Annotated in this window: 11 protein-coding genes; 2 read left to right on the top strand and 9 right to left on the bottom strand. The window is 60.1% G+C overall.

The annotated features are described in order from the left end of the window. The first annotated feature begins 78 nt into the window (after nucleotides 1–78). Nucleotides 79–2,973 carry a hypothetical protein gene (locus tag ACQREB_RS06305; RefSeq protein ID WP_427766670.1) on the top strand — a complete coding sequence of 965 codons (2,895 nt, stop codon included), beginning with the start codon at nucleotides 79–81 and terminating at the stop codon, nucleotides 2,971–2,973. A gap of 9 nt (nucleotides 2,974–2,982) precedes the next feature. Here ACQREB_RS06305 and ACQREB_RS06300 read toward each other — a convergent pair whose 3' ends face one another. The 7 genes from ACQREB_RS06300 to mnmE form a co-directional block, all read right to left on the bottom strand. After that, nucleotides 2,983–3,747, bottom strand: coding sequence for a TlyA family RNA methyltransferase (locus tag ACQREB_RS06300; RefSeq protein ID WP_427766668.1), 765 nt, complete (start codon nucleotides 3,745–3,747; stop codon nucleotides 2,983–2,985). Nucleotides 3,748–3,758: 11 nt separating this feature from the next. Next, on the bottom strand, nucleotides 3,759–4,307 hold the full coding sequence (locus ACQREB_RS06295; RefSeq protein WP_427766665.1) for a hypothetical protein: 549 nt from the start codon (nucleotides 4,305–4,307) through the stop codon (nucleotides 3,759–3,761). Beyond that, nucleotides 4,304–5,131: a M23 family metallopeptidase gene (locus ACQREB_RS06290; RefSeq protein WP_427766663.1), complete on the bottom strand. Its 828-nt coding sequence runs from the start codon at nucleotides 5,129–5,131 to the stop codon at nucleotides 4,304–4,306. Before ACQREB_RS06290 ends, ACQREB_RS06295 begins: the two co-directional genes overlap by 4 nt. 170 nt (nucleotides 5,132–5,301) lie before the next feature. Beyond that, the gene (locus tag ACQREB_RS06285) at nucleotides 5,302–5,853 is read right to left on the bottom strand and encodes a hypothetical protein (protein ID WP_427766661.1); all 552 of its coding nucleotides are present in this window, start codon (nucleotides 5,851–5,853) and stop codon (nucleotides 5,302–5,304) included. A 3-nt stretch (nucleotides 5,854–5,856) separates the two neighbouring features. Next, nucleotides 5,857–6,339 carry a hypothetical protein gene (locus ACQREB_RS06280; RefSeq protein ID WP_427766659.1) on the bottom strand — a complete coding sequence of 161 codons (483 nt, stop codon included), beginning with the start codon at nucleotides 6,337–6,339 and terminating at the stop codon, nucleotides 5,857–5,859. A gap of 86 nt (nucleotides 6,340–6,425) precedes the next feature. Continuing rightward, nucleotides 6,426–8,312 (bottom strand): tRNA uridine-5-carboxymethylaminomethyl(34) synthesis enzyme MnmG, encoded by a 1,887-nt coding sequence (gene mnmG / locus ACQREB_RS06275; RefSeq protein ID WP_427766656.1) that lies wholly within the window; start codon nucleotides 8,310–8,312, stop codon nucleotides 6,426–6,428. Beyond that, nucleotides 8,309–9,667, bottom strand: a complete 1,359-nt coding sequence (mnmE, locus tag ACQREB_RS06270) for a tRNA uridine-5-carboxymethylaminomethyl(34) synthesis GTPase MnmE (protein WP_427766654.1) — start codon at nucleotides 9,665–9,667, stop codon at nucleotides 8,309–8,311. The genes mnmG and mnmE overlap by 4 nt, the downstream gene beginning before the upstream one ends. 107 nt (nucleotides 9,668–9,774) lie before the next feature. On the opposite strand from mnmE, the gene rpsR reads away from it, so the two are divergent. Continuing rightward, the gene (gene rpsR / locus ACQREB_RS06265) at nucleotides 9,775–9,963 is read left to right on the top strand and encodes a 30S ribosomal protein S18 (RefSeq protein ID WP_427766652.1); all 189 of its coding nucleotides are present in this window, start codon (nucleotides 9,775–9,777) and stop codon (nucleotides 9,961–9,963) included. A 75-nt stretch (nucleotides 9,964–10,038) separates the two neighbouring features. Here the strand turns inward: rpsR and menB are convergent, their stop codons facing one another. Further along, entirely contained in the window at nucleotides 10,039–10,881 is an 843-nt protein-coding gene (gene menB / locus ACQREB_RS06260; protein WP_427766650.1) for a 1,4-dihydroxy-2-naphthoyl-CoA synthase, read from the bottom strand. 12 nt (nucleotides 10,882–10,893) lie between these two features. Next, entirely contained in the window at nucleotides 10,894–12,687 is a 1,794-nt protein-coding gene (gene argS / locus ACQREB_RS06255; protein WP_427766648.1) for an arginine--tRNA ligase, read from the bottom strand. Between the last annotated feature and the right edge of the window lie 116 nt (nucleotides 12,688–12,803).

Genomic DNA, 12,803 nt, shown 5'->3' with positions numbered 1-12,803 from the left:
AGTATTTGACTCCGAGGAAGGATTTCAAGAATTTTGTGCGCAAAAACCGACCCTTCTTCCCCTAATCCCCGCGTTCCCGTGCCCCCGATTTCTTCGAAAACCCCGGACAAAACCGGCTTCGCGCTGTTCGCCGTCGTGCTGATGCTGATGCTCATGGCGGCCGTTTCCGCCGCGCTCTTCACGTTTTCGGAAAGGGAAAAGACGCTGACCGACGCCGCCCTGAAACGCGCCGCCGCGAACCGGGCCGTGACGAACGCCGCGAGAATCGCCCTGGCGGAACTGCAGCAGCGCGCGGGAACGGATTCCGCGTCCACGGCGCCCGACCCGGGAAGTCCCGAAAATCCCTGGAGCACCGCGCGCGGCGGCGCGGCTTCGAAAGAAAATCCGTCGCCCGCGCGGAAGCCCTCCGCACCCGTCCCGCTCGTTTCGCGCGCCTCGACGCAGAACGGCGGCGCGGCCTCGTTCCCGAATCCCAAGTCGCCCGGAAAAAGAACGTCCGTTCCCTGGAAATACGTCGGCGACGATCTCCGCATCGCCTATTTCATCGTCGACGAATCGGAGAAGTTTCCGCTGCGCGACGACCGTCCGGAAGCCGCGGAAACCGCCGCGGACGCGCGCACGGAACAGCGGCGCGGGCAAGTGTTCGGCGCTCCCGCGGCGGCGCTCAAGGCGTTCCCGCGCAACGCCTCGGCGCTGCGGAACGCGCGATACGACCCCGCGTTCTTCTTCGCCGAAAATTCCGGCAAGGGAACGGACCGCGAGACGACGGCTCTGCGGACGCTCGGCGTCATCGCCGACTGGCCGCGGAACGCGCTCAAAAAAGATCTCTCGGAAACGGCGGACGCGAAAACGCTTTTCACGGCGGAAACGCTCGCGTCCCGCGAAACGGAACCGCATCGAGGCGTTCCCGTGGCGACGTCGGAGCGGAAACCCGCGGCGGGAAAGCTCGGTCTCTGCGAGCATTTCTGCCCCGTCGTCGCGGATCTCCGGCTGCACGTCGGCTTCTTCAATCCGCGCACCGACGGTCAGCACCGCGCGCGCTTCCACGTCACCGCGAAGCTGTGGAACCCCTACGCGTTCCCGCTGCTCGCGCACGCCGACGGCCAGCTCGGGCTGCTCGACTTCTCCGTGCTGCCGACGTTTTCGGTGACCAACAGGAACACCGGCGCGGAATTTTCGGCGGAGCTTTCGAATTTCCCGACGGGCCGCTTCGGGCTCGTCCGCCAGACGCCGTCCGACAAGACATTCAACGCCTACTGCAGAATTTTCGACGCGTCCGACCAGGGATTCGGGACGGACAGGAAATCGCCGGAAGTCGGACTGCACGCGGGCGAAATCTACACGGCGCGCTTCCCCGACCCGAAAGGCCAGCCGGAAGGCCTTTCCCGGATCACGGGCGGCGCGACCTGGAAGTTTCAGAAAGGCTCCAACCCGAACAAACCGCCCTCGGGCGCCGTCGGCGGAAGATGGTTCCACGACGAACACGTGATAGAATTCTTTTCGATTCCGCCGCTTTTTCCCGGAGAAATCGTCCTCCGCCACTACAACGGAAGTTTCCGGCAGACCTCGACGCCGCAGGACTACGCGCCGCCGATTCTGAGATTCGTGAACGTGAATTTCCCTTACGTCCAGTTCACGCTGACGGGCAAGGAATACAACCGCCAGAAGGCGGGCGACCACGACGTCGCGCAGGCGAATCTGGTCTACCGTATCCGTCTGCGGACGGAAGACGAGAACGCGCTGAAGAATCTTCTGGAAAACGTGGACCTGCGCGACGCCGTCTTCGACTTCGCAGACCCCGTCGTGGCGGACGCGTTCGAAGTCTCCGCCCACATCGGCGAAGCCGCGAAGAGACTCGCCGACGCGGAGGACGACGAGAACGAAACGTATTTTTTCGATAAATACGTCAACGAGCACAGGACGGAAGAGCGCGTTCCCGCGTTTTCGTCGATTCAGCTCTACGATCTGCCCGACGGCGGCGCGCTGTCCGCGAACGCGATCCGTTTCCCGCATCAGACCGGAATTCCTCCGCTCGCGCTCGGACGCTTCGACGGGAAGGTCGCCGAACTGAAGGTCAATCAGATCTTCGACAGGTATTTCTTCTCCTCGAAAAAACGTATTGAAAATACGATTACAAGCGACAATCCGCTTTTCGTGAAGAAGGACCGGAGCCTGTGCGGGCTTTCGTTTTCGTCGCCCCGCCCCGTCGATTTCGCGGAAGAATGCATGACGGACGGCCCGTTCAACATGAACTCGACGAACGAAAAGGCCTGGAACGCCCTGCTCTCCAACGCGTTCGAAAAATGGGAGCAGTATTCGGGAAGAGCGGGAGAACTGAACATGCCCTGGGACGCGCCGCGCGCGAAAAAGGATTTCGACAACGCGTTTTTCATCCGCCCGTTTTCGGCGCAGTTCTTTTCTCCGGACGGGAAAATCTTCCCGTTGAGCGACAAGGAGCTGGAGGCGGCGCATTGGCGTTCCCGCGACCATTTTCTGCTCTCTCAGGGTCTCCGCAGCGTTCCCGCGGAAAAGATCGCCCGACTGGCGAAAAGCGTCGCCGACGAAAACCGCGAACGCCTCGCCGCGGGAAAACATTTCGCGTCCGTGGCGGAATTCGCGGATTCCGGCATTCTTCATCGCGGCATCGAACGCGCGGAAATCAACACGTTGGGCGGAAGGAAGATTCCCGCGTGGTTCCCGGGATTTCTGCGCCAGGAACACGTGCTGCAGAACATCGGGCAGCGGCTCTCGCCGCGCGGCGACACCTTCAAGATCTACGCGCAGGCGGAAATTCTCAATCCGCTCACGGGAAGACCGGAAGCGCGCGCGACGGCGGCGATGCTCGTCCAGCGCTTCCCGGATCTCTTCGACGCGTCGCAGCGCCCGAACACGCCTTACGACGAATGCGGCGCGGTGAACCGCAATTTCGGGCGCCGCTTCAGAATCGTCAGCTTCAGATACGGCATAGAATAGCCGCGCGCCTCACGCGTCTTCGCCACGCCGCGCGTAAAAAAGAAATTCCTTGTTCCCGTCGCCGCCCAGAATGGGAGAATCGCAGAGTCCTTCGAGCCTGAACGCATCCAGATTTTCATTACAGAATTTCAGGACGTCCTCGACGACGCGGCGGTGGACGACCTCGTCGCGGATGATTCCCCTGCCCTTGGAGACTTCTTCTCGGTCGGCCTCGAACTGCGGTTTGATCAGCATGATCAGCGCCCCGCCCGGCCGCACCCGATTCCACGCTGCCGGCAGAATCTTCTTGAGGGAAATGAAGGACAGATCTCCGACCACGAAATCGTACCGCGGGAACGGAAGCTCGTACGCGTCCAGATCGCGCGCGTTCACCTTTTCGAAATTCTTCACGCGCGGGTCCTGCAGGAGCTTGTAATGCAGCTGCCCGTGCCCGACGTCGACGCAGGTCACCGTCTCCGCGCCGTTCTGAAGCAGGCAGTCCGTGAAGCCGCCCGTCGAAGCGCCCACGTCCAACGCGCGCGCGCCGCGGACGTCCAGCGAAAATTTTTCCAGCGCGCCCGCTAATTTTTCACCGCCGCGGGAAACGAAGCGCGGCGGATTCTCCACCTGCAGATCCGTGCTTTCGGGCAACATCTGCGAAGGCTTCTGAACGACGCTGTCGGGACCGCTGCGCACCTTGCCCGCCATGATGAGAATCTTCGCGCGGGAACGCGATTCCGCCTTGCCCTGCCGAAAAAGCAGCTCGTCCGCCCTGATCTTCTTTTCGTTGCCCATGACCAAAAAATTCAGATTTCCCGTTCCGTGATCCGTCTCAGCGTCGGCGCGCTCCCGTTTCCGCAGACCAGACGCAGCGTCGTCGCCTTGCGCGAATCGAAGCCTTCGGGAAAGACGAAAACACATTTCAGAACGCTGCGGGAGAAGACGAGACCCGAACATTTGAGAACGCGACCGTCCGCGTCGAGAAGCTCGCAGTCGAGATCGGCGGCGCTTTCGGGAGACGTTCCCGCGTCGAATTCGAAGACATATTCCGCGCCCCGGAGACCGGACCGCGAGAGCGCAGCGCCGACGGGAAAATCATTATTCCCCTGCCCTGCCCTGAACGTCCCCGAAAAAATTTCCGACGCCTTATCCGAAACGCCTTCGGCGGGAACGGAAATTTTTCGCGTCTCGGGGACTCCTTCCCGATCTTCCATGACGAGCGCGAACATGAGCACCAGAATCAGAACGGCCATGAAGGCGAACAGCTTTTTCGGAAGCTTCACCTTCAGATTCACCGCCAACAGCGCGGCGCCGACGACGCACGCTCCGAGCAGCGCATAAAAAATTTCGTTCACGGGAACCTCCTGTCGAAAATGATTTCCAAGTAGTTCTTCAGCGTGCTTCCCGGAACGTGTCCGCCTTCGACGGCGGAGAGAATCCCGCGCTTTTCGGCGAGCCCGACGGAAGCGGCGTCCACGTCGAAGACTTCGACGTCCGCGTTCCCGACGACGTCCGAATTCCGAAACGCCAAAGGCATTCCGAACCAGGTGAAATCGACGACGCAGGATTTCACTCCGTTCTTCCCGAATCTCTTGAGAGCCGGGCTTCTCGCCGCGAGGCTCGGCGTCTCCTCCGGCATCGGGAGACGGACGGAAAACGCCTTTTTCTGCGAAGCGATCCACTCGCGGAAACGGAGCTCCTTGCCGTCGAAATGAAACGCGAAGAAATCCAGCGGATCCGCGCCCGCGAGATTGAACCCGTTGCAGACTCCGTGAAGATTTCCCGGCCCGTATCTGCGCCGATACCAGTTTTCGAAACCTTTTTCGCCGAGCATCATTCCCACTTCGAAATGGAGATGCGCGGCGTTCTTTTCTATCCGGACCGTCGTGGAGGTCCGCCCAAGCATGCCCAGAACCGCCCCCGCGGGAACGCGGTCGCCTTCCTTCAGCGAAGGAGAAACGGCGAGCAGATGCGCGTAAAGCGTGTAAAGCTGAACGCCTCCGTTTTCGTGGATCAGCACGACGTACCTGCCGTAGGAGCCGTTGTTCAGAGGCGAAACGTGCGCGACCGTTCCCGCGCAGACGGCGCGGACGACGTCCATGGGCACTCCGCCGTCCATTTTCCGGACGGACTTCACGTCCACGCCTTCATGAAACCGGGTTCCGCCGTTTCTCACCATGCCGAACGAAGCGGATTCCGTCCTTCCCGAAGCCGCCGGCTGGAGAAAAGAAAAATCGCCCCGTTTCAGAAAATCCCCGATGTCCAAAGAAGTCGGACTCGCTATCTCCTCCGCGGAAAAAAGCGGAAAAGAACCCGAAAGAATGAGCAGAAACGCCGCGAAACGCATCGTCAGTGCTTCACGTCCTTCATGTATTCACGCCGCTCCAGAATGTACTCGTTCAGCACGAAGCAGACTTCGCGGAGCTCTTCTGCGAGCTCGCGGCCGTCTTTTCTGGATTCGATGACGAAAAAGAGATCGTCCCTGCGGATCTGACGCCGGATGAGACAATAGCCGACGGGATTGCCGTCCACGACGAGGAAAAAGCGCTTGAGCCCGCGGCCTTCCGCGATGGCTTCTCCGGACGCCTGGTAGATCTGCAGCCATTTCTCGGCCTTGACCTGAAGACGAATCCCCGGAATCGCCTCGCCCATGTCCTCCTGAATCAGAAATTCCGCGTTGGTGAAGGAATCGATGTCGGCGACGGGCGGCGTGGTGATCCGCGCCTTCACGCCCGAAACCGGCATGACGATGTCCTGATGAAGCCCGAAACTGGACGAACGCGTGGGCGCCTCCAGAAAGACGTCGATGGCGTGGCGCGGCATGGGTTTCGAGCAGGCCGCGAGCAAAGCCAGAATTCCGGCGGAAAAAAAGAAAATGATCTTCTTAAGCATTTTATTCATGATTCAGATTATAAAGGCGTCGATGACGGAGGCAAGCCGCGCCAGGGTTTCGGGATCCGCGTCCCGGACGGGAACGCTGAAAGTTTTTTTGCTCTTCACGTGAACGAAATTCTGAAATCCGTTCTCAGGCGCGCCCGCGGCGCGGAGAATTCTTTTCCGTTCGAGATAAAGAGCGACGAACTGCTTGAGAATCTCGCCGTCTTCGCTCGGCGGCACGTCGAAGAGCGAAAAGAAGAAATCCTCCTGAGAGACCAGTTTCTGCTTCATATCCGCGGACGCGGCGGGATCGGAAGAGAACACGCGCCGCCAGAATCCAACCAGCGTCCCGGGCGCCTTGAGCGCGGGAACGTTGCGTTCGAGCACGTCCGTGCGCTCGATTTCGCCGGATTCCGTCTTGAACACGAAGCACATGACGGAGTCTCCGTCCGAAAAAGCCTCGCCGGAAACGCCGCACCGCTTAGACAGGGATCTGATGCTCCATTCCATGCCTTCAGAGTATGAAGGCGCGTTCCTCAATCACAACCGAAAAGAGCAGGGGGAAAACGGAAATGTTCCACGTGGAACAGGGCGGTTCACTTTTTCCGGGCGCGCAGATGGACCATGATCAGGGAGATGTCCGCCGGACCCACGCCGCTGATTCTTTCCGCCTGAGCCAGATCGGCGGGGCGCAAAGCCGAAAGCTTCTGCCGGGATTCCGTGCGCAGACCGACGATGGCGTCGTAGTCCAGATCTTCCGGAATGCGCACCTTCTCCAAATCCTTCATGCGCTCGACGGACTTCATTTCCCGGGAAAGATAGCCGGCGTAGCGGACTCGGTAGAGCACCTCTTCCCGGACTTCCTCCGGAAGAGCCGAGAATTCCGCGGGAAGGCCTTCCGGAAGCGAAGCGATGTCCTTTCTCATGACATCCCCGGCGAATCCGCCTTTCACGGAAATCTTTTCCAGGCGTTCCGTCCAGAAAAGCACGGCGTCGCGCTTTCGGAGCACGTTTCTTTTGCGGGAGTCGGAAAGCAGACCGTAGTCGCCGGCGAGATCGACGAGGCGCAGTTCCGCGCTCCCGTGATTGAACAGCAGCCGATATTCCGCCCGACTGGTGAACATGCGGTAGGGTTCCTGCGTGCCCTTGGTCACGAGGTCGTCGACGAGAACGCCCGCGTAGCCGCGCTCGCGGCCGATCGTCAGAGGCTTCATGCCGAGAACGCGCGCCGCAGCGTTCGCTCCCGCGAGCAGGCCCTGAACGGCGGCCTCCTCGTAGCCGGAAGTGCCGTTGATCTGTCCTCCGAGAAAGAGATTTTCCGCGAATCGGGTCTCCAGGCTGGGATAAAGCTGAGTCGGGACCACGTAGTCGTATTCGATGGCGTATGCCGGCCGCAGCATGACCGCCGAAGCGAGCGCGGGAACGCTGCGGATCATGTCCAGCTGAACGGAGAAGGGCAAGGAAGTGGAAAAGCCGTTGACATACCACTCGTCGGAGAAGCGGCCCTCCGGCTCCAGAAAGAGCCGATGTGTCTCCTTGTCCGGGAACTTCACGTATTTGTCCTCGATGCTCGGACAATAGCGGGCTCCCGTTCCGCTGATGAGACCGGAGTAAAGCGGCGACTCGGAAATGTTTCCGCTGACGATTTCGCGCGTGGAAAGCCCCGTGTCCGTGAGCCAGCAGGAGCGGCGGTTCGTTCCCGGAACCCACCCGAGCCTTTTTTCGCCCGAATGTTCCACGTGGAACACGTCTTCCTCCGTCCTCGTGTCGTAAAATCCGAAAAACGTCGGCTTTTCGTCGCCCGGCTGCTCTTCGCATTTGGAAAAATCTATGGACGCCCCGAGTATGCGCGCCGGCGTTCCCGTCTTCAGGCGCTCCACCTGCATGCCGATTTCCCGGAAACTGTCCGAAAGCGTCTCGGAATTGAAGTCGCCGAGGCGACCGCCGAAATTGACGTTTCTGCCGACGAACATTTTTCCCTTCAGAAACGTTCCCGTGGTGACGACGACGGTCTTCGCGTAGAACGAGACGCCGAGCGTCGTCCTCACGCCCACGGCCTTTCCGTTTCTGAAGATGATTCTGGAAGCTATCGCCTGAAAAAGCGTCAGATTCTTCTGCAGCTCGCAGGTCTGCTTCATGCGCGCGGCGTAGACGAGCTTGTCGCACTGCGCCCGCGGCGACTGGACGGCGGGGCCCTTGGAGGCGTTGAGCATCCGGAACTGAATCGCCGTGGCGTCCGCGCAGACGCCCATTTCTCCGCCCAGAGCGTCGATTTCTCTCACGATCTGTCCCTTCGCCTGGCCGCCGATCGCGGGATTGCAGCTCATTTTGGCGATGGTGTCCAGATTCCCAGTCAGCAGCAGGACGTCCGTTCCCATCCGCGCGGCGGCGAGAGCGGCTTCGACTCCGGCGTGCCCGGCGCCGACGACGAGCACGTCGTAGGGGCGGGATTCATCGATGCGGATTTCTTTTCTGATGCTCATTTTCCTATGCAGAACGAAGAAAATATCTTGTCCAGAACCTTTTCGTTGTCGAAACGGCCCAAGATTTCGGAGAGCTCTTCGGCCGCGCTTCTGAGGTCGTTGACGATGAATTCAGGCGGCACCGAACCGAGCTTATCCCCAGCTTCCCGGAGCCGTTCTCCGGCGCGGCGCAGAAATTCCGCGTGCCGCGCGCTCACCACCAGAACGTCGCCTCGGGGAACGATCTCCTTTTCCTTCATCAGCTTCACGAGCGCCGCGGTCACGGTCTCGCGGGCCGACGCGTCCAGAAGAGAGACCGAGACGCGCTCGAAGCCGGGCAGGGCGGCTTCCCTGTCGAAAGCCGGCGGAAGATCGGTCTTGTTGAAGACGACGAGCGTGTTTTCGGGGTTCATCAGCGCCTTCGTCTCTTCGGAGATTTCCGGAAATCTTTCGGAAGAATCCACGACGAAGATCAGAATGTCCGCCTTGCTCATGCATTCCATCGAGCGCCGGATTCCCGCCTTTTCGATTTCGGATTCCGCGTTCCCGCGAAGCCCCGCCGTATCCGAAATCCGGATACGATATCCGCCTGCCGAAAAATTCTCCGAAATGAAGTCCCGAGTCGTTCCCGCCTCCGCGCTGACCAGAGCCCGCTCCTCGCCGAGCAGGGCGTTCATCAGCGACGATTTTCCCGCGTTCGGTGAACCGAATATCACGGCTCCGATTCCGTCGTGGACGGCGGCGGAATACCGCGCCGAATTTTCAGCGTTCTTCAGACGGCAGACAATTTCGGAGAGTCTTTTCCTAAAATGTTCCAGATTCAGTTCAGGCACCTCCTCGTCGGAAAAATCGATCTGCGATTCGAGCTCGGCGATCAGATTCATGATTCCCGCGCTCCATTCCGAAATCAGTTTTCCGAACGTTCCCGCGAGCAGTTTCCGCGCCGCCTTCAGCGCGGCTTCGGAGCGGGCGGCGATGACGTCGGCGACGGCTTCCGCCTGGGTCAGATCCATTTTTCCGTTCAGAAAGGCTCTGCGCGTGAATTCTCCCGGAAGCGCCTCCCTGCAGCCGCGCGCGACGAGATCCGAAAAAATCTTTTTGGCGATGAACGGATTGCCGTGACAGTAAATTTCCAGCGAATCCTCGCCCGTATAGGACGAAGCGCCCTCGAAGAAGACGTAAAGGCAGTCGTCCGCGGTTTCTCCGGAAAGAACCCTGTAAAAACCGTGCCTGCAGCGGCGCGGCTCGGGAACGCCATCGGCGCGGAAGGCCCCGCGGACGACGTCCGCGGAAAGCGGTCCGCTGACCCGAAGGACGCAGATCGCCGACTCCGTGAGCGGAGTCGCGAAAGCGGCGATTGTGGATTTGTCGGTCATGATTCGCTTGAATTTCCAATCAGACCACATTCGTCCGAAAAACGCAAACGTTCGCGAAATTAAAACTTGCGTCCTTTCCCGAAAATTGAGTTAATGGAGTTTCATTTATGGCAGAATCACAGCAACATTCCAAAACACCGTTAGACTTTGACTTCACCGATGTGGAAGTCCTTTCCCGCTATGTGACGGAAACCGGCAAAATCCTGCCGCGCCGCATCACGGGACTGACCGCGAAGCAACAGCGCCATGTTACGAAAGCCATCAAGCGCGCGCGTAACATGTTGCTGATGAAATAAGCCTAAAGTCTTTCCGAGCGCCGTTCCTTCACGGGAACGGCGCTTTTTTTTAGCCCGAAAAAAAAAGGCTTCCTCTCACGGAAGCCACTCGCCGAACTCGGGTTTTCTTTTTTCGAGGAACGCCTTGCGGCCTTCGTTGCCTTCGTCCGTCAGATAGTAGAGCAGGGTGGAATTGCCGGCGAGTTCCTGAATTCCCGCCTGACCGTCGAGCTCCGCATTGAACGCCGACTTCAGGCAGCGAATCGCGATCGGGGACTTGTCGAGCACCTCGCGAGCCCAGCGGACGCCTTCCGCGTCGAGCTCCGCGTAGGGAACGACCGCGTTCACGAGCCCCATCTCCAACGCCTGCTTCGCGTCGTATTGCCGGCAGAGAAACCAGATTTCCCGCGCTTTTTTCTGCCCCACGAGACGCGCGAGATACGAGCTGCCGAAACCGCCGTCGAAGCTGCCGACCTTCGGCCCCGTCTGCCCGAAAATCGCGTTGTCCGCCGCGATGGTCAGATCGCAGACGACGTGCAGCACATGCCCGCCGCCGACCGCGTATCCCGCGACGAGCGCGATGACCACTTTCGGCATCGTGCGGATGAGCCGCTGAAGATCGAGAACGTTCAGACGCGGCACGCCGCTTTTCGACGTGTAGCCGCCCGTCTTGTCGCCGCGGACCTTCTGGTCGCCGCCGGAGCAGAACGCGAATTTTCCGTCCGTCTGCGGATTCATGCCGCGCAGCAGCACGACGCCGATCTTCACGTCTTCGCGCGCGTCCGCGAACGCCTCGTACATTTCCGAAACCGTCTCCGGCGTGAACGCGTTGCGGCGATGCGGCCTGTTGATCGTCACGCGCGCGATGCCTTCTTCGCATTTTTCGTAAATGATTTCGGAGAAATCCCTGACTTTCTTCCAGACGGGAGAATTTTCCATGGCGGCACCTCCTTACATACGTTCGAGCGTTTCGATGCCGAGCAGATGCAGCCCGGTCTTCAGAATCACGTGCGTGTTCGCGCAGAGGCGTAGACGCAGCGCGCGGACGGCGGGATCGTCGTCCATCACCTTGTTCGAGGCGTAGAACGACGAAAACGCTCCCGCGAGCTCGAAGAGATACGTGCAGATGTAATGCGGCTTCAGCTCTTCGCAGGCGGTCTGAACCGCCGTGGAAAAGCCCATCAGCTTGCGGACCAGGGCGATTTCCCCGTCCGTCCGCGGCACGAGAATCTCCGCGTTTTCGGCGACGCTTTCGAGCGTCGTTCCCGCCTTGCGGAAAATGGACTGAATGCGCGCCACCGCGTAAAGCAGATAAGGCGCCGTGTTGCCTTCGAACGCCAGAAGACGCTTCCAAGAGAACATGTAGTCGATCGTGCGGTTCTGCAGCAGGTCCGCGTAGCGCACGGCGGCGATGCCGATCGTCTCCGCGATTTTTCCGCGTTCCTCCTCGGGAAGATCCGGGCTCTTTTCGCTCACGATGGCGAAGGCGCGTTCCGTCGCCTCGTCCACGAGAGACTTCAGCTTTATAGAGCCGCCTTCCTTCGTCTTGATAGGCTTTCCGTTCTCGCCGAGGATCTTTCCGAACATCACGTGACGCAACGACGGGAACGGATATCCCTTCGCGTCGAACCAGCGCTTCGCCGTCAGAAAAAGCATGCGGAAGTGGTCCTGCTGGCGGTCGTCCGTGACGTAGACGACTTCGTCCGCCTTGAAATGTTCCACGCGGTAGAGCAGCGTCGCCAGGTCCGTCGAGGCGTAGTTGGAGCCGCCGTCCTTCTTGCGCACGATGAACGGCGCCGCGTTCTCGTTCGTCCGCGCGTAACGCGGATCGGAATCGTTCCAGACGATCAGCGCGCCGTCGTCCTCTTCCGCGATGCCGCATTCGATGAGCTCCTCGTAGACGCGCCCGACTTTGTCGCGATAGAAGGATTCGCCCAGCGTCACGTCCGGCTTCACGCCGAAAAGCGCGTAAATCTTTTCGCACGCCGCGTCGGAGACCTTGACGATGCGCTTCCACAGAGCGAGATTTTCGGGATCGCCGCGCTGCAGCTTCACGAGCTCGAGCCGAGCCGCGTCGAACGCGTCCGGATTCTTTTCCTTGTCGTTGACGAACGCCGTTCCCGCCTTGTAGAGCTCTTCCAGCTCCGCGAGCGCGCGCGTGTCGTCGTCCGGAAAAACGTAGCCTGTGCGCTTGATTTCGAAAATGAGAATGCCGAAATTCGTTCCCCAGTCGCCGATGTGATTGTCGCGCGTCAGATCCGCGCCACAGAACTGCAGCAGGCGGGCGATCGCCTCGCCGATGACGAGAATGCGCAGATGCCCGACGTGCATCTGCTTCGCCGTGTTCGGAGACGGATAGTCGATGACGACCTTCTTGCCCGCGTAAAGCGTTCCCGCGGATTCCTTCAGCTTTTCCGCGTCGCGGTAGAGCGTCGCCCAGCGCGCGAAGAACTCGGGAGAAAATTTGAAGTTGATGAAGCCCGGCCCGGCGATGCTCATCGAAACCAGATCGGCGTCCAGCGCGCCGGAGCTTTTCAGCGCCTCGACGAAAATTCCCGCGAGCTCGCGCGGATTCCTGCGGGAACGCTTCGCCTCCGCCAGAATGCCGTTCGCCTGAAAGTCGCCGAAACGCGGATCCGCCGCACGCACGTCAGGCGAAAACTCGTCGGAAAAACCGTCGAGCGTTCCCGCCGTTTGCTTCAAAATCTTCTCGAGAGACTGAACCGGGTTGAACCAAATTTCCATAAGCCGACGAGCATGAAGCAATTTCCGCGCGAACGCCAAGAAATTTTTCCCTGTCAATAACGTTGAGAATAACTCGACGATAATCCGGTGAACAGCGTTGTCGACATTCCTTCGAC

Origin of the sequence: Candidatus Spyradosoma sp. SGI.093, from assembly GCF_050314555.1 — a bacterium.
GTDB lineage: Bacteria > Verrucomicrobiota > Verrucomicrobiia > Opitutales > UBA953 > Spyradosoma.
This window is presented reverse-complemented; position numbering and strand designations above follow the sequence as displayed.